This window comes from Paenibacillus puerhi (genome assembly GCF_009846885.1).
In the GTDB taxonomy this organism is placed as follows: Bacteria; Bacillota; Bacilli; order Paenibacillales; family NBRC-103111; genus Paenibacillus_G; species Paenibacillus_G puerhi.
This window is the reverse complement of the sequence record NZ_WUWM01000003.1, coordinates 29571-47336: the sequence shown is the minus strand read 5'-3', so window position 1 is coordinate 47336 and position 17766 is coordinate 29571. Positions and strand designations below refer to the sequence as shown.

The window sequence follows — 17766 nt, the reverse complement described above, 5'->3', positions numbered from 1 at the left end:
ACAAACGATGAGGAAAAAATTGTCGGATCGCTGATGGCGGTACTACTGTGCTTTCATTTCCCGTCAGCTTTGCAGCAGACGCAACGAAGACTTCAGCCGACTTTACGGACTTGAAGGATCTGGATGAAGCAACGAAAGCCAAGTTCGACGCGATGATATCCGCTGGTGTATTCGACGGTGTGCACGAGGGCAATTTCGGTCTCAAGGATGAGATGAACTGGGCGCAATTCGCTAAGGTTGTAGCGTTGATTTTCGGTTTGAAGGTGGATACGGACTTAAAGTCGTCTTCATTCAAAGACGTCGGTGCCGACGACCCTGCAAATGGATATGCTTTACCTATTATCACTTTTTACTTGAACAGGAGAGGTTTGGTTGAAAAAGAAAATAGTCTTTAAAGTAATAAATAACTTACTATTAAGTGGTTTGTTAGCTTTGTCTTCATTTTCGTTGAGTGCTCTTGCAGCAACAGATTTAACAGATATCAACGGCTCTTACGCAAAAGATGCTATCCTGGGGTTAGCAGAAGCAGGTATTATAAATGGTAAAGGTGATGGGAAATTCGATCCCACGGGGAGAATTGAAAGACAAGATTTTGCAATTATTTTGGCAAAAGCATTGAACTTAGATGTAACTAGTGCCCCAGCAACCTCAACGTTTTCCGATGTATCTAACACACACTATGCCTTTAGTTATGTAGAAGCTGCAGCCAAAGCAGGTTTAATTGAGGGTAATGGGGATGGAACATTTGGAACTGGAGCCAATCTTTCTCGCCAAGATATGGCTGTTCTCTTTGTACGAGCATTAGGCACAGATGTGACAGGTAAGGCAGCTAACTTATCTTTCTCTGATGCGGGACAAATTGCTGATTACGCTAAGGACTCCGTTGCTGCCGCTGTTGAATTAGGGTTGATTAGTGGGACTGGAGAAGGTTTTAATCCCCAGGGTAATGCAGAGCGTCAAGCTGTGGCACTCGTAGCGTCAAAATTTTTAAAGGTTCAAGATGAAATTAGTCCGAAAATAGATACTGTTACACAGGTTGACGACAAAACCTTAACAATAACTTTTACAAAAGAACTTCAAGCGTTATCGCCTGAAGACTTAGTTTTAACAGACGAGAATGGAAAAGTTATTCCCATAGAGAATGTAACACTTTCTGAAGATAAGAAAAGCGTTACTATTAAAGTAGAAAACCTACCTTCAGAAAGTAAAATCCGTGTAGAGTACAATAAGGATACGACTCCTAATGGACCTATTCAAATAATTGAAACCGGAAAAACAAATCCTTCATCACCTTCGAGCAGTGGTTCAAGTTCAGGAGGTGGAGGTGGAGGTGGAGGTGGAGGTGGGAGTAACGACAGTAACGACAGTAACGACAATGATGACAATGAAAATACACCAGTAAATCGTTCTCCTCAAGTGGTAAGCGAATTTGCTAAACGTGAACTTACTGTAGGGAGTATAGAATATATTGATATAGACGATCACTTTACAGATCCTGATGGAGATGAATTATCTTATTCTGTAGTTTCGGATAATGTAAATATCGTTAAATCAGAGTTGTATTCAGAGAATGGTTTTTACACGATTAAACTTACACTTCTTAATCAAGGGACAGCAACCATAACTGTAACAGCAGATGATAAGAAGAATGGCACAGTATCCACTTCATTCCTTGTTCATGTCGGCTTTTCACAGCCAATTCTCGCGACACCGACAGCCAACCCTGCTGGCGGAGCTGTCGTGTCAGGTACGCAAGCAGCGCTTAGCGCAACGGCTGGCGCAACAATCTACTATACGACAGATGGCAGCACGCCGACCACGTCCAGCACGCCGTATACGGGACCGATCATCATTACGAGCCGTACAACGATTAAAGCCATCGCCGTTCAACCTGGCTGGGAGAATAGCTCGGTTGCGACATTTGAATATACGGTTACAATACCTATCGAATTGCCTGAATCGATATCATCCACTTCGCAGTTGGTTGTGGGACAAGCCTATACCGGCAGTGTAGCAGCATCTGGTGGGACAGGAGCCATTACTTATGCAGTCACCAGCGGACAACTGCCTGCGGGACTGGATTTGGATGAAAACACAGGGGTTATTTCTGGAACTCCAAGCGCTAGCGGCACGTATAGCTTCACGATCAGCGCGACAGATTCGGCTACAACTCCGGCAACAGCGTCTGTGCAATATACGGTGACGATCGCGCCGCCTGCCCAGACCTTGACGCTTCTGACATCCAATCCGGCCAATGTTACGTTGACGGTAACTGGTGCGACATATGCGCTCGTCATTACGGCGGGCTTCAATGACCACACATCGCTCAACGTAACCGGAGTGGCGCAATATGCGAGCACCGACCCGAGCGTCGCGACGGTCAGTAATGCGGGCGTCGTGACGGCGGTCGCAAGCGGAACCGCGAACATCGTCGTCACTTATGGCGGCTTAACAAAGAACGTGCCAGTGACGGTGACGATCGCGCCGCCTGCCCCGACCTTGACGCTTCTGACATCCAATCCGGCCAATGTTACGTTGACGGTAACTGGTGCGACATATGCGCTCGTCATTACGGCGGGCTTCAATGACCACACATCGCTCAACGTAACCGGAATGGCGCAATATGCGAGCACCGACCCGAGCGTTGCGACGGTCAGTAATACGGGCGTCGTGACAGCGGTCGCAAACGGAGCCACGAACATCGCCGTCACCTATGGCGGCTTAACAAAGAACGTTCCGGTGACGGTGACGATCGCGCCGCCTGCCCCGACCTTGACGCTTCTGACATCCAATCCGGCCAATGTTACGTTGACGGTAACTGGTGCGACATATGCGCTCGTCATTACGGCGGGCTTCAATGACCACACATCGCTCAACGTAACCGGAGTGGCGCAATATGAGAGCACCGACACAAGAGTTGCGACGGTCAGTAATACGGGCGTCGTGACAGCGGTCGCAAACGGAACCACGAACATCGTCGTCACCTATGGCCACATAACAAAGAACGTGCCGGTGATGGTGACGACGGCATCGCGTCAATTGGTGTCCATCGACGCCTGGTTGTCTTCAAACCCGCTGAGAGTAGGGGAGACAACTAACCTCTTAGTCTTCGCGGACTTTGACGACGAATCGAGGGAAGACGCGACCGCTTGGGCGACGATTGAAATTGAAGATCCGGACTTAGCCACAATCGATGCCAATGGCTTCCTTACGGCGCTCAAACCGGGCAGCACGAGAATTATAGTGACGTTCTTATCCAAGATAATTATTATAGAAGACGTCACTATCCTGGAATAGCCCGCCAGTCAGCCTCCGATTCCATCGGGGGCTTTCCTTTTTTGCTAACATCTGTGTGATAGTAAGAAGTTCATCGACTCGCTCGGCCTGCCCATCTTCCTCTATTCGAGCGGCAGCTCCTAAGCGAGAAAATGATCCAAACGAGAAAATAACGGTACAAGGGGTTTATCCCTGTACCGTTATTTATTAAATTTGAGGATTGACAGGGTCAGCCTCGATTTTTTACGTAAATTACTGATGTGTACAGCGACCGTTCTCGTATCCTCCAGACTCTCCGTTCCCCAGATGAGCTGAAATAACGTATCGGCATTGATCATACGGTTAACATTCTGTGCCATATAGGACAGGAGACTGAATGGCTTTGTCACAAAATCGTCGCCGCCATCGGATAATGCGCTAATTTTCACCTCGTCTTCCTCACGAATGCTTAGAAACACGATCGGCGCATTCGTTTAGCTGCGAGGAGGATATGAAGCCTTGGCCACCACAAACACAGAAGCCCGAATACGAAATACATTTGGGCTTCAATATACAGGCAGGCAAATGCGGCTATGAAAATATTACTTCCTTACGAGCGACACACAGCACTCCACATGTATGGAGTGTTGGTCACTGACGAATGACTTCAGCAAGTTCGCTCTCAAACATTTTATTTCTTTAGCTCCTCATGGGGCTAGGCTAGCGTAGCGGCATCTCCGGGCCGGAGGGACAGTAGGCCACGATGCCCTTCCGCCTTGAGCTGTCGCAGCAGCGCCTCCGTGTCGGCCTCCGGAGCATGCGCCAAAATCGCGACCGGGCATGGCACAGCCTGAAGCATTCGGCGGACGTCGGGCAAGCCCTGATGGATTTTGTACACGATACGCTCGACGCGACAGCCGCGATCCGGCGGCGCCATACGGAGCAGCCGATCCGCGAGAGTATGTTTGTAGGCATGTCCGGTCAGGATAATGCCGTTCAGATGGTTGCGGCGCAACTGCCTGTAGTACCACTGCGCCTTCGGCGATTGCATCATGCCGTCACCGGTGAGAACGATGCCCGGCTGCGCGCCGGGCTGCAGGAACCGCGTTCGCTGCTCCGCATCGCGGACGACCTCCAGCCCGCCGAGCGCGGCCGCGATCCTTGCCTCCGCGCCGGGCTTCAGCCAGCCCGGCTGCCGGAGGAGCTGCTCCAGACCGTGGAGCAGCTCTTCTTCCACCCGCAGCGGCACGCCGGGGAATTGTCGTTGCAGCAGCAGCAGAAGTTCCTGGCCGCGGCCGCTGTGCGGAACCGGCAGCAGGAGATGTCCCCCTGCCGTCAGGACGCCGTCGGCTGCGGCGTAGATCCGCTCCAGCTTGGCCGACTGCGGCTCGGCGTCGAGGCCGTAGGCTGCGTCTATGACAGCCCCCGTCAGCTCGCCGGGGCCGCCGGGCAATCGCTGCAGCGCGTCGGTGCGCAGCAGCAGCGATTCCTCTGTGTAATCGCCCGAGTAGAAGAAGCGCCTTCCCGAAAGCTCCAGCAGGAACCAAACCGAGCCGAGCATATGGCCGCTGCGGCCCCAGCAGACGCGCAGCTCAGGGCCTAGCTCAATCCAGCCTAAGGCTGGGGCCGCTTCGTCCAGATAAGCGTAAGCGATGCTGCGTATATCCGTTTCGTCGTATGGCAGCCGGGCGTCTTGCTGTTCGACGTAGTGGCCCCACGTAGCATAGTAAGCGGGCAACAGCTCGGCAGTAATCCGGGTTGTCCACACTTTGCCGCGGTAGCCAAGCTTGTACAACAGCGGCAGAGCGATGGAATGATCTTCGTGGGCATGCGAAAGGAACACCGCGTCGATATGCGGAATTTCAGCCGGGTCGAGGAGCGGATATTCGCCGCTACCGGTCCGCTTGACGCCGCAATCCAGCAAAACCCGCGTCTCCCCACTTTGCAGCATATAACAGGAGCGTCCGTGCTCGCCTGCTCCCCCCCATACTTTCAATTGCATCATGACAAGTTCCACTTTCTGTTTGAATTCATGCTGTTAACGAACAGCAGCAGCAAGGTCGTTAGGCCGACGGAGATCACCGCCATGGCCATGCCGAGAGAGATTTGCCCTTGCTCAAACTGCGCAAAGATGTAGGTGGCCGACGTTCGCATCGAAGGCGGCAGCACCAGCAGCGAGGCGACCAGCTCCCGCAGCGAAATGGTGAAGGTCATCATCCAGCCGGCAATGACGCCTGGCAGCAGCAGCGGCAGCACGATGCGCCGGAACACGTACCAGGGACGTCCGCCGAACACCTGGCCGGCGTGGCGGAGCGAATCGTCGAGCTGACCGTTGCGCGCCTTGACATACTGAACGGTATACGGCAGAAAGAAAATGACGTAAGTCAGCACGACCATCCCGTAGGTGTTGTAGAGCTTAATTGGCATCCAGGTCGAGTTCCACAGCATGATGAGGCCGACGACCATGATGATATCCGGCACATTGTTCGGCAACAAGCTCATCATATCCGTCACCCGCTGCGACAGCCGCTTGGAGCGGCCTATCGTCAGCGCGAGCCACGTGCCTAGCGCAGCCGCCAAGCAGGCTGCGAGCAAAGCCAGACCGAGGCTGTTCAGGAGCGCCTTCATACTCGGCGACCCCCAGGTCAGCAGCTCGCCGTAATGGCTAAGCGTCAGATTCGTCCAGGCGAGGCCGGCACCTCGCAGCTTCATCAACGAAGCGGATACGATAGAGAAGTAAGGAATGCCGATGGACGTACCCAGCAAGATCGCAATGTAACCCCAAGCGATCGCCCGCTGCCAGACATGGTAACCGTACAGTCTCTCCCTGCTGCCCTTGCCGCTGACCAGATTGTAGGAATGACGGCGGACGATGACAGACTGGATATACCATAGTATCAGACAGGCAATAAGCAGCAGTGAGGAGAGAGAGGTCGCTTTGCCGAAATCGATCGGCCAGCTGGAGATAGCGCCTTGAATCTCGGTCGTTAGGACGGAGTAACCGATCCGTCTGCCGAAGGTGGCCGGCGTTCCGAACTCTGCCAGCGTCTTTACGAAGACCAGAAGTGCGCCCATCGCGTAGCTGGCTAAAATAAGCGGCAGCATGACGCGCCGCATCGTGTATAGAAAACCGGCCCCGTGAACAGCCGCAGCTTCCTCTTTACTGCTCCCGAGCTGCTCGATGGCTCCCCGCAGGATCAAGTACAGAAAAGGGAACAAATGCAGGCTCATAATGGCAACCATGCCGGTCAAACTGAAGAAATGCGTGCTGATCCATGCCGCTGTTGACGACGGCCACAACTGCTCGAGGTAGCCGTTCCGCTGCATGAACAAAATCCAGCCCATCGAGCCGATGTACGGAGGCGTCATGAATGGAATGAGCAGCACAATATCCAGCCACCGGTGCTTCCGCAGCGGCGTCTTTGCCATAATCCAAGCTAGCGGAAAAGCAAGCAAGGTGCATATAACCACGACGCAGATGCCGAGAAATAGCGAGTTCGTAAACACGCCGGTCAAATTTTGACGAAGGATAGTGCGGATCGGCCCCAGTAAATCCAGACGGCCGTTCACCCATATGCTTGTCAGACATACATATATAAGAGGAAGGACGACCAGCGCAGCCAACAGCAGCGGCGCCAGTAACGTCCCAGGTCGTTTGAAGTTCATTGCACGCTCATCCTATCTCTGACTTACTTTTTAAACAATTGCATAAACTTTTTCGTGATGTCTGTCTGGTTGTCGTTCATCCAGTTATAATCCACCTGCAAAGTCGGGATGTCCTTGGCGCTTGGACGGCCGGCTACCTGAATGTCGCTGCGGCCGGACAGCAGGAAAGCATCGGTGACCATCTTCTGCGCTTCGTCGGACAACAAGTAGTCGATGAAGGCTTTGGCGTTATCCTGGTTTTTACTCGACTTCATGATCATTGCAGGGCGCGGGGAAATGACCGTACCGTCGGTCGGGTAGACAAGATCGATCGGCTCTCCCTTCGCTTTGGACGCATAGGTCATGTAGTCCACGCTGGCCATAACGATGTTTTTTGCGCCGGAGATGACCGGATCGAGCGCTTCCTGATTGGCGCCTGCGATAATCGCGTCGTTCTCTTGAATTTGCTTGAACAGGTTCCAGCCGGCATCCCCGTTCTTATTCGCATATCCGCTTAAGAAGTCAAGCGCGGAGCCGGATTGCGCCGGATCGGGAATGTTGATTTTGCCTTTCCATTCCGGTCTGGTCAGATCGCTCCACGTTTTCGGCGGGTTAGTTACGGTTTTGGTGTTATAGGCAATGCCCAGCGCAGAGAGGCTATAACTGAAATAGTTGCCGTCTTTGTCCGAGAAGGCCGGGATGAGCTTGTCCGCGTTTTTGGCTTCCTTGTACGGCTGTGTCAGGCCGCTCTTAGTCATGCCGATAGCGGACGGCAAGGATGCGAGCACGACGACGTCGACGATCGGATTCGCTTTTTCCGCTTCCATACGGGCCATAATTTTACCTGTCGTGCCCTGAAACATTTCCACCTGCACGCCGGTTTTCTGCTCGTAGCCTTTTTGGATTTTCTCGGCTAGTCCGGCAGGGCCTGCGCTGTACACAACAAGCTTGCCGCCGAGCTTTTTCGGCTCTGGGGAGACAGCGGTAGTCGGGGAAGGGCTGGATGCGGCCGGAGTCTTTGAGCTTTCCGGCTGGTTCGATGCGCTGCTGCCGCATGCGCTCAAGCTGGCGCCGACAAGGACAGACATCAGAGCGATTAACGTGGTTTTGAACGATTTTTTCATTTTAAACATGTAGGAATTCTCCCTCTCTTTGGCGGCTTTGCCGCATTTGTGTGTAGAACGTGCATCGTTTTTTACAACTCCAGGGTATGAATATGCCGGGGCGGCACGAACAGTTGTACAGATTCGCCAATCGCTCGGCGCTCTGCATGATAGGCCATCCAGGAACCGGGCATACCGTCCGCCTTGACGATGATTTCGTAACGTTCCCCGATATAGCTGACGGTCTGCACGATTCCCTGCACCGTCAGATCGTTCTCGCCCTGAGCCGTCCATCCGACATGCTCGGGCCGGACGAGCCGCTTGTCGGCCTCCAGCCAGTTCGCCTTGCCGATAAACCGCGCCGTGAAGGCATGCTTCGGCGTCCGATAAATCACTTCCGGGACATCCTTTTGCAAAATGCGTCCGTTCTGCATGACGACGATCTCGTCCGACATGGACATCGCTTCGGTCTGGTCATGCGTCACGTAGATAGCGGTGAAGCCGATCCTACGCACGAGGTTCATTAGCTCAAGGCGCATCTCTTCGCGCAGCAATGCGTCGAGAGCGCTCATCGGCTCGTCGAATAGAACGAGCTGCGGCCGGATTGCTACGGCGCGCGCCAGCGCGACCCGCTGCTGCTGTCCGCCGGACAGTTGGTGCGGATAGCGCTTCTCCAGCCCGTTCAGGCGAACCAGCTCGATCGCTTCGAGCGAGCGCTTGCGCCAGTCGGTGGTGTCCCCCTTCGCCTTCAGGCCGAAGGCCACATTTTCCAGCACCGTCAAATGCGGCCATAAAGCAAAATCTTGAAAAACCATACCGAAATTGCGCTGATGTACCGGCCGGTTGATTTTACGAGCCTTGTCGAACAACACCGTCTCGCCGAAGCAGATATCGCCCCGGTCCGGCGTTTCCAAACCGGCGATCATGCGCAACAACGTTGTCTTGCCGCAGCCTGATGGTCCGAGCAGCGTAGTAAAACGCCCTTGAGCAAAGGACAAGTTCACCTCATCGAGCGCTACAGCGGCGCCGAACGATTTGTTAATACTATGAAGTCGCAGCGTCATTGCAAGCAACCCTCCATGTAAGGAATTCTAGTTCAGTTTAACGGTCGGCAATTTGCGGAGCATCAACAGGGTGTAAAACTTGTATTAAATTTTTATCTATTATCCATTCATAGTCATAGATTATTTCTATACTTGTGATGGGCTGTGATCTCCATACATGCACGAGTTTATTTGGCCGATTCCATGGCTGTGTTAAATCAAAGTTAACGAAAAATTAACTATATAAATGAGTAATGGTAACATTATAGATATAATCTATTAGACATGTAGGAGTATTGAAGGGGGCGAGCCGTATGATGAATCTAAATCTGTTGAAGCTGCGGATTGTGGTACTGCTGGAAAAATACAAGAAGATCACCACGGTTGCGGAAATGCTCGATCTAAAGCAACCTACCGTAACCTTTCATATGAAAAACCTGGAGCGGGATTTCGGGGTCAAGCTGTTTGAAGCGCGAATGGGGAAGATCATTTTGACCGATGCCGGGTACGCCCTTCACCATTACGCAGTGAAAATCGGCGCGCTGGCCACGGAAGCGCATCGCGTCGTCATGGAGTTCGATTCGCTTCGGAAAGGAAGCCTGCTAATTGGAGCCAGCTACGTGCCAGCTACGTATATTTTGCCGTCGGTGCTGCACCGTTTCTCCAAAGAGTACCCGGGCATCCATATTTCATTGTCCGTCAAAACCGCGCCAGTCGTGAAGGAAATGCTGGAGCGTCACGAAATCGACCTGGGCGTTATTTCCTCCGAGCCATTTCTTTCGCCGGAGCTGAAGATGGAAGCGATTTGCGAAGACGATCTCGTGCTTATTTTTGCTCCAAGCCACCCTCTCGCCTCCAGCCCTGAAGATGACTTGACGCCAGAGCTGATCGCCTCCTCTCCCTTCGTCCTGCACGGTAAAGAATCAAGCACCCGCCGAATGACCGAGAAATGGCTGCAAAGCAGCCGGGTCCATCTCCCCTCTTATCTGGAGCTCGATTCCCTGGAAGGGATCAAGCGGGCGGTCATCCTTGGCGAACATGTGTCGTTCGTTTCCCGAATGGCGGTACAATCCGAAGTGGAGCGCGGCCTGCTGCTGATGCGGCCGATTCCCGGCAATCGGGTGGAGCGATACGTATTTGCCTTAACGAACAATCAACGGCACCGCTCGGCGCTGATCAACCGGTTTAACGAAAACTTGAGCCGAAGCGTAGGCGATTCGCAAAAAGTCAACGAAGAATGAATCTTACCCTGCTTATAGCAAACGAACGGCGGCACCTGGGGAAAACTACGCTGAAAGCTTCCCGGGCTTACGGCCCGGTAACCGTCATTTTACGACAGCCAGTCTGTCATCAACCGCATTTAGTCCTTATAGATTTGCGTCCCTGGCTTTCGCCGGATTTGGTAAATGCGGCTCTCAAACATGCTACTTCCTTATGAGCGACACACAGCACTCCACATGTGTCGAGTGCTTAATATAGTTAAATATTTAGGGGGCGACTTAAGCCCCCAGTAACACCGGATTTTTGTAATTATAGTAGAGGTGATACTATTTTTATTAACGAGCCAATTCTCTTCATCGATATTATTTCTTTTTTTGTATCCCTTCTCCTGATGGAACATTTTATCCACCTGGTCGACTTTAGAACGACCTTGAACCAAATCTCCCGTATAATGCGGATTTTTGAGAATGAGTTTCCCTGCTGTCTTATGCCATATATCCCCAGATACCGTACAGAAAAGACGAAATGATCATCAATAGTAATATAACCATATTTTGTAAAATTTCTTCAGAGATAGAGAAGAACCATTCCGTTAATGTGCGAATACATATTCGAGTTAGTATGCAGTTTCTGGTCGAATTAGCAGGATGTAATGGGGAGGAGAGTTCAATTCATGAAAATAATTAAGAATGGGGAATAAGCATTCTAATTGCAATCGTTGCGTCATTTACTATTAAAACATTTGTTGTAGAAGTTATGGAACGAAATCCGTCTAATTGTGACACGTCTGTGATTCTCGCATTTTGTTTTGAATTAGCTTTTGGAGTGCATCTGAACTATCTTTTTGCTCTAATGATCCATGTCTTGTCTGTCTTTGTGTAATTTCCTCGTATGAAACCTGATTGGTATTGCCCCATTTCATCCAGGGGACTTTATCAAATTGATGATGCTGGTAATATTTCCATGGAATTTTGCTGCCATGCGCATAATTATAGGTGCCCATGTTTACCGGATCGTTTACCATCTGACCCGTCTCAGCATTGTAGACAACTTCAAAGCGACCATTCGATGATATTAACTTTACATTATAAGCAGCGTCATATTCGCTTACCTCATACCGGTGATATCTAGCGCTGAATAGCTGCCATTTGCCGCATGCCGCTAGTTCAATCATTTCTTCTAATCGTTTAGGCGCCCCTCCATATCGATTCAGTTCATTACGAAAATAATGAATCGCTTCCGTGATATAAGGGAGTTGTTTGACATGTTGATCAAATGTCTCAAAAAACAGATCAAATTGCTTATGCCCATTCAGAAGCTCTTGATTTTCCACCAAATCATGCATCATATGCGTTAGGATCGCGTGTGATGCAATTGCTTTGGATGTGTCAAATATATACCTTTTTCGATGCTCAGAGCGAATTTGATCATACTGGTCTGAGAGTTCAGAAAAGTATGCCTCCGATAAAAAATCAGCTTCTATATCTACATGAACAGAAGGGTATATTATGCTTCCTTCCGGACGAAAGTATCCATACATCGACATCGTTATCACGACAAGAAAAATAATCGCAATCGTTATTGGCTGCCGAATTTTGATTGCTGTCCGAATTTCCAATCCCTCCTTTTCATCCGATTTTCGATTCTCGACTTATTTTAATCCTTTAATTTTTAAGAAGTGTTGAAGGAGTAACCTTTTTGAAAACAATCATTCCATCATATGTATCACTAGGGACAATGGTTGTTGTATAAAAATACTTCAGGATCTTTTGCCAACTTGAAATTCCAACGTTCAAGGTTGTAATAGTTTGCTTACCCTCTAAAATTCTGTTCCAATTTTCTTCATCGGCTGCTTTCAAAAAGTCCATATAGTAAAATTCATTCTCCACATGATCAAGTTGTTTATTTAATTCATTTCGATTTTTAACTTCCATCACACTAAAACTTCCATTACTGTTTTGTGAATGAAATTCTGTATTCTCTGCATCAGTTCCAATAGCGAAATAATTATCTCCTATATTATTACTTAAATGTTCGCCTAATGGAGTATAGCCAGAAACTGATTTTTTGCCGATATGACCATTATGACCATTAATAAACAGTACACTACCGTCTCCGTGCTGTAAAAACCAACTTACTTTCTCTGACATATACTTATCTCGCAAAGAGTTGTAATCAGAATTACTACTTAATAGCAAATCACTATACGCATATATTGTATTTGCACTTTCTCTTGCAAAATCAAAACCAGTCTGTCCAGCAATGGCAACAATATCTTTTTCGTAAGTGTCCATTTCTTTCAACAACCCTAAAGCATCTTCTTTGGACCTTTTCAAAACATCTGCATTTATAGTCAATCTTTCCTCGTCAGTCAATTGTAAAAAAGCAGTTTTATATTTTTCACTCAATTCAGGTGCAGCTAAATCTAAAATAGAAAATAGCTTCTCTTTGTTATTATCGTATCGTTGTATGTCCATTCCATAAAAGTGTAAGTCTTTTCCCGTGGGGGCCTTTTTATTATAGGAACGCATCCAATCAACTAAATCAGCCATTTCTTGCGTGTTATAGATCTTGAAGCCTATTTCCTTAACCACATCTTCGGCGGATCCCTCAGCCCCATGAATATAAGCATCTGCCTTTAATGCTCCTCCAAAATCCCCCTCAATAATAAATGTTCGACTCCCATTGTTTACTACCAAAGCTTTGAACACTTCTGTTTTCATCTGTTGATATTCTTTTGTACCATGACTTGCTTCTCCAAGCCCTACAACCTGCACATTTTCAGAAACAGTAAGAGTACTGATATCTGTTTGTATAATTGATAAGTCCGGATGCAGTTTTGCAGCTCCCTTTTCACACCCTGTAAGTAGGGAAATACTCAAGGTTACTATAGCAACAATAGTTTTCATTTTTGTTCTCATTTTTGAACTCCTTTCATTTCTATTGTAGATTTCAATCGTCATCTTCAACTTCATTGAGTTTCTTTTCAATTCTTCTTTGTCCTAGTAAGTTGGACCCATATAGAAGAGCAAATACAACGGAAATAAAAACAACTGCAGAAATAAAAGTTACTACCAATACTGAAATAAATAACCCATCGAAAACTCCAGAGTACTTATCACTGTAAAGAGAATAGTTTCTTACTCCATTTATAATACTTATTGCAAGGCTTATCGCTAATATAGACGTTATTGTTAATACTTTTCCACCTTTAGAATTATTCATAAGATCATGTCCAATCAACATGCTTCTTATTGCGATATAAGCTGTTGACAAAATAATAATTCCAAATTCAACTGCGAACTGTGAAAAGTCCAAATCCATCACATGGGATTTAATAAAGCAAGAAATACCTGCCAAGAATATTACTACCATATAGGCTTCGCTTTGAATTTTGTTTTTTAACTGCATAATTCGTTCATCTTTGATTTTCTTATTTTTCATTTAATCCTCCCAGAATAAGTCATTAAGTGTTTTGTTAAGAGCTTTACAGATTTCAATACAAAGTTTTAATGTCGGATTATAATTTCCAGATTCTATCAAGCCAATCGTTTGCCGTGTTACACCGACAATGTCAGCTAAATCCTCTTGACTCATATCGTTTTCAATTCGAGCCATTTTCATTTTTTTATTTTTCAAGAAAGCCCTCCTTTCTTATAACGCTTTTATTATATGTCACACATTCCAAAAAGTAAATTATATATTGCATAAAGTATTTTATATTATTCTTTTTCACATGTATAAATTGCAATATGTTATACTTTGTTTGGGATTGATACGGAGTACAAAATGACCGGAGGCTTGACAGCCTTAGGATTATCTAATCTGTAAACTCTACCCAATCCACTATTTTGCCCAAAAAATTACCCTCGATATGTTCTGATAAACACATTCCGAGGGTTAATTTCGACATCAACACAATCGCCTCCACATGTGTTGAGTAAGCACAGTTAACTTAACTCTATACCTTGAAGCTGTTAATAATCTTGATTTCCCCTTGCCTGCTAACTTATTCTACAGGGCTACCAGAAGCCCCACATCGACGATGGAACATGTGGCGGGCTGATTCCTTACTCGCATACCTCCAACAGTTAAGAGGCTGACGCCGAACCCACCGAGTGGACTGCCGTCAGCCTCTTGAAACCCATAAACTATACTTTTGAGCGTATACTGTCACATCTCAGTCATTACACACCATCAATATTAGACACTCTACATGGCTCGTGTGCCGAAGATGCCCCCTGTAGGAACGCCCATAGAGGGGTTAAAGATACTCTGCCGTTAATGATCGGTTCGGTACGCTTGCAGAAAATAAACTCCAAGTTACTTGTTTGACAAAGCTGCTTGAAATACACCTTTAGCGAATTTTACGACCATACCCCGAGGCAGTAAACGCGGCAATTGAGCCATAATATAATTATTCCGTCCAACTATTATGTGGCTACGATCTTTTTTTACACCCTTAAATGCCGCGTTCACGACATCAATCGGCTCCATGCGCTTACCTTTCAAGCTTTCCGTACCGGATGCAGTATGAAATGAACTCTGCGTTTCTCCTGGGCATAACGCAACGATTTGAACACCGCTATCTCTATATTCGGCCCATAAGGCTTCCGTGAAAGAGAGAACATAAGCTTTCGTGGCACCATATACAGCCATGTACGGTGCCGGCTGAAACGCTGTCATGGAAGCAACATTAATAATAATGCCTTCGTTCCTTTCAATCATGGAACCAATGAATAGATGAGTTAATTCAGTCAAGGACATTACATTGAGCTGAATCTCTTGATGAACACGGGTTGACGGGATTTGATTGAAAACTCCCATAGTCCCAAACCCAGCATTATTAATAAGTATATCAACTGTTAACCCGAGGATTTCAACTTCCTTGGCCACTTTCTCCGCAGCGTTAATTGAAGATAGATCAACCGAAAGAGGTACCGCATGGATTAAGTACGTTTTTTGAAGTTCTTTTGCAATTTGTTCGAGTTTATCCTCCGATCGGGCAACCAATATTAAGTTACATCCTTTTTTGGCAAGTTCGGTTGCGAAAACCTTCCCTATTCCAGATGATGCGCCTGTTACCAAAGCTGTTTTCTTCGAAAAGTTCATTTGTGTAACCTCCATTAATCGTTTAAATGATTAAACATTTGAACATTTTGTGCAAAAAAGACTTTCTTCACTTTTTGTGAGAAAGCCATTCATGTTCTTCAAACGCTTTAGCAGGGTCATTTGTTATGTTTTCGGCAGCACGAATGATTGCTTTAAGCTGGTCTATAACCGAGTTCTCGAGGGTTAAGCTGTAGTAAACTTCCGTCTTCTCCTTCAAGGAGTCTAGGATGCCTGCTTGTTTAAGTATTTTTAGATGATGAGAGATTGCCGGTCTGGATAAATGCGATTGCTCCACAACTTGTGCGACGTTCATTCGTTTAGCTATCATAAACATCATTAGGATATCTTGCCTTACGGGATCAGCAAGTGCTTTAAAAATATCTGTAGACTGACGAATCTCATGAAGAAGTGCCTGCTTCTTTTCCAATAGTACGCTTCGCTCTTGTTCCTTCAATCCACCACCACCACCATAAATTGAAATGTTTAAATGTTTAATCATTTGCGTTGAATATAACATATCGCTTTTAAAAAAGCAATGGGGCTCAACGCCAAAACATCCTGACCAGGCTGACACAGGGGAGAGTTTCCATAAAATTATAAGGGCTCAAGCATATCCTGCACTTGAACCCTAGTCAATATGGTAAATGCGGCTCTTGATTACTACTTACTTATAGCGACACACAGCACTTCCCATTTCCGGCCTACATATATTTCTTTCCGGCGTATTCTGCGTCCCTCAAAAACGGGTGCTCCTTCACTAGTTCACTTTGCTTCGCTTCGCTGTCTGCTGACCAACAAGCTCCCAATCTGCCTCAGTATAACTGCCCATGAACCATAAAGAAACTCCCTTAAGATCATAGAACTTGGCGAGCCAGAGCTTTTTGGCTATGCTTTGTGTGTCCTCATAGTAGATCACATGGCTCCCGCGAGCATCCTCAAATGTCACTTGTTTCAAAAAGTAGGGCAACGTCCATGTTTGAGTAACATCTGGCATGGCTAATCGTTTCTCCACTTCGGCAATCGCTGGACTTAAAGGGGGCGCCGTTATACCATCCGTACTAATCCACTGGTTAGCCTGTTTCGAAATCCCCAGCACCAGCTTTTCTTTTGGAATAAAGGCAAGAGCGGTTCGGACGACATCATGAACCAACGGCAATGGGGCCGAAGGCAGTTTGCTTTCATTATGAGTGAAATCATATGCCATGAGAATGACGGTATCGGCTAGCTTACCAATTTGTTCAAGATCATAGCCCTTGTAATAATATATTGGAGGAACGGAAACAGATAAGGTATGGGTGCCAAGCTGATCTTTCAAATCCTTAAGAAATCCAACATAATCTTCAGCGCTTGCCGCTTCCTTCAAGCCTTCAAAATCAATGCTTACCCCGGTAAAACGGTATGTAGGATCATTTAAGGTTAAGAGTAAGGAAGCGATAAAAGTTTCTTGAGCTGGCTTATCTTTAAGAAATTCCTTCAAGTTACTGCCGTCGTAAAATACCATCAGTTCTTTAGCGATTTGAGCTGTATCTGCGGCTGCGATCACTTCTTCAAAGCCTAACGGAATACGGTTAACCGTTGTATCCGTATTTAATTTTGCTGTTCCCGCAGTTGTATATTCTAAGTGGGACCAGCCAAAGATTACATCAGAGAGCTTGCTCATCTGGCTCATCGCTGCATACGATTGTATGGCATAGTATCCGGTAAAGTCTAATTTTTGTACCTCAATTCTTTTATTAATTAAACGGTAGATCACGGCTGCTGCCTGCTTGCGAATCAAAGGCTCTTCGGGCTTAAAACCACCTGAATCGCCCTCCATTATCTCGCGATGTATAACATAATAGACATAGGGCTGCATATCCTCACGGATCATCATTTGATCTTGGAAATCCCGCAAGTTTCGCTCCTGCTTCCAATCTGTCGATAACCATCCTTGCCGTAACTCTTTCCCCTCAGTCTCTAGCAGAAATTTCCCTATTAACATGGCTACTTCTTGGCGGGTGATCGTTTGCTCTGGGTGGAACAATCCCTCGCTATCTAGTAAACTGTCAATCCATTTTCGTTCATGAGCGATTGAAATAAAAGGGGCAGACCAACGATCCTTGCCTACATCGGCAGGGTTACTTCCGGTTACCTGATTCGTTTCTATTTTCGCAGCAACAACGAGTAGTTTAATAAAAGCTTCCCGGGACAAAGCCACGTTCGGACGATAGGTTCCATCTGGAAATCCATCAATAATTCCTAAAGCGGATAAGGTATAAATCGGGTCGTACGCATAATCGAACTCCTCATCTGTAAACGATCCTAGCTGGACATCATACGCATAAGCACTGCCAGTAAACAACGTAACAAACAAGGAAACTATTAAACTTATCTTTTTTATCATAGTA

16 protein-coding genes are annotated in these 17766 nt (G+C 47.3%); 3 read left to right on the top strand and 13 right to left on the bottom strand.

The genetic code is table 11. From position 1 onward, the window contains the following. Window positions 1-47: 47 nt before the first annotated feature. Both GSF01_RS03660 and GSF01_RS03655 read left to right on the top strand, forming a co-directional pair. Entirely contained in the window at window positions 48-395 is a 348-nt protein-coding gene (locus GSF01_RS03660) for a hypothetical protein (protein ID WP_201305311.1), read from the top strand. Continuing rightward, window positions 373-3297: an S-layer homology domain-containing protein gene (locus GSF01_RS03655; protein ID WP_159881672.1), complete on the top strand. Its 2925-nt coding sequence runs from the start codon at window positions 373-375 to the stop codon at window positions 3295-3297. Before GSF01_RS03660 ends, GSF01_RS03655 begins: the two co-directional genes overlap by 23 nt. 179 nt (window positions 3298-3476) lie before the next feature. Here the strand turns inward: GSF01_RS03655 and GSF01_RS03650 are convergent, their stop codons facing one another. The 5 genes from GSF01_RS03650 to GSF01_RS03630 all read right to left on the bottom strand — a co-directional run bounded on the left by GSF01_RS03650 (window position 3477) and on the right by GSF01_RS03630 (window position 9067). Further along, window positions 3477-3704 (bottom strand): helix-turn-helix domain-containing protein, encoded by a 228-nt coding sequence (locus GSF01_RS03650; RefSeq protein ID WP_235941251.1) that lies wholly within the window; start codon window positions 3702-3704, stop codon window positions 3477-3479. 266 nt (window positions 3705-3970) lie between these two features. Continuing rightward, on the bottom strand, window positions 3971-5260 hold the full coding sequence (locus GSF01_RS03645; protein ID WP_159881671.1) for an MBL fold metallo-hydrolase: 1290 nt from the start codon (window positions 5258-5260) through the stop codon (window positions 3971-3973). Further along, window positions 5257-6921 carry an ABC transporter permease gene (locus GSF01_RS03640; protein ID WP_159881670.1) on the bottom strand — a complete coding sequence of 555 codons (1665 nt, stop codon included), beginning with the start codon at window positions 6919-6921 and terminating at the stop codon, window positions 5257-5259. Before GSF01_RS03640 ends, GSF01_RS03645 begins: the two co-directional genes overlap by 4 nt. 23 nt (window positions 6922-6944) lie before the next feature. Next, on the bottom strand, window positions 6945-8033 hold the full coding sequence (locus tag GSF01_RS03635; protein WP_159881669.1) for an ABC transporter substrate-binding protein: 1089 nt from the start codon (window positions 8031-8033) through the stop codon (window positions 6945-6947). Window positions 8034-8095: 62 nt separating this feature from the next. After that, the gene (locus GSF01_RS03630) at window positions 8096-9067 is read right to left on the bottom strand and encodes an ABC transporter ATP-binding protein (protein WP_159881668.1); all 972 of its coding nucleotides are present in this window, start codon (window positions 9065-9067) and stop codon (window positions 8096-8098) included. A gap of 296 nt (window positions 9068-9363) precedes the next feature. On the opposite strand from GSF01_RS03630, the gene GSF01_RS03625 reads away from it, so the two are divergent. Further along, window positions 9364-10287 (top strand): LysR substrate-binding domain-containing protein, encoded by a 924-nt coding sequence (locus GSF01_RS03625; RefSeq protein WP_159881838.1) that lies wholly within the window; start codon window positions 9364-9366, stop codon window positions 10285-10287. A 191-nt stretch (window positions 10288-10478) separates the two neighbouring features. Here the strand turns inward: GSF01_RS03625 and GSF01_RS30300 are convergent, their stop codons facing one another. The 8 genes from GSF01_RS30300 to GSF01_RS03585 form a co-directional block, all read right to left on the bottom strand. Continuing rightward, window positions 10479-10763 carry a recombinase family protein gene (locus tag GSF01_RS30300; protein ID WP_159881837.1) on the bottom strand — a complete coding sequence of 95 codons (285 nt, stop codon included), beginning with the start codon at window positions 10761-10763 and terminating at the stop codon, window positions 10479-10481. Between the two features lie 276 nt (window positions 10764-11039). Next, on the bottom strand, window positions 11040-11885 hold the full coding sequence (locus GSF01_RS03615) for a hypothetical protein (RefSeq protein WP_235941249.1): 846 nt from the start codon (window positions 11883-11885) through the stop codon (window positions 11040-11042). A 46-nt stretch (window positions 11886-11931) separates the two neighbouring features. After that, a complete protein-coding gene (locus GSF01_RS03610; protein ID WP_159881667.1) occupies window positions 11932-13188 on the bottom strand; it encodes an erythromycin esterase family protein in 1257 nt (418 codons plus the stop codon). Between the two features lie 31 nt (window positions 13189-13219). Further along, on the bottom strand, window positions 13220-13711 hold the full coding sequence (locus GSF01_RS03605) for a DUF6773 family protein (protein WP_159881666.1): 492 nt from the start codon (window positions 13709-13711) through the stop codon (window positions 13220-13222). Further along, window positions 13712-13906 (bottom strand): helix-turn-helix transcriptional regulator, encoded by a 195-nt coding sequence (locus tag GSF01_RS03600; protein WP_159881665.1) that lies wholly within the window; start codon window positions 13904-13906, stop codon window positions 13712-13714. 684 nt (window positions 13907-14590) lie between these two features. Continuing rightward, entirely contained in the window at window positions 14591-15379 is a 789-nt protein-coding gene (locus GSF01_RS03595) for an SDR family NAD(P)-dependent oxidoreductase (RefSeq protein WP_159881664.1), read from the bottom strand. A 67-nt stretch (window positions 15380-15446) separates the two neighbouring features. Then, the gene (locus GSF01_RS03590) at window positions 15447-15953 is read right to left on the bottom strand and encodes an ArsR/SmtB family transcription factor (RefSeq protein ID WP_235941247.1); all 507 of its coding nucleotides are present in this window, start codon (window positions 15951-15953) and stop codon (window positions 15447-15449) included. 183 nt (window positions 15954-16136) lie between these two features. Continuing rightward, entirely contained in the window at window positions 16137-17762 is a 1626-nt protein-coding gene (locus tag GSF01_RS03585; RefSeq protein ID WP_159881663.1) for a glycosyl hydrolase family 18 protein, read from the bottom strand. Window positions 17763-17766: the final 4 nt, after the last annotated feature.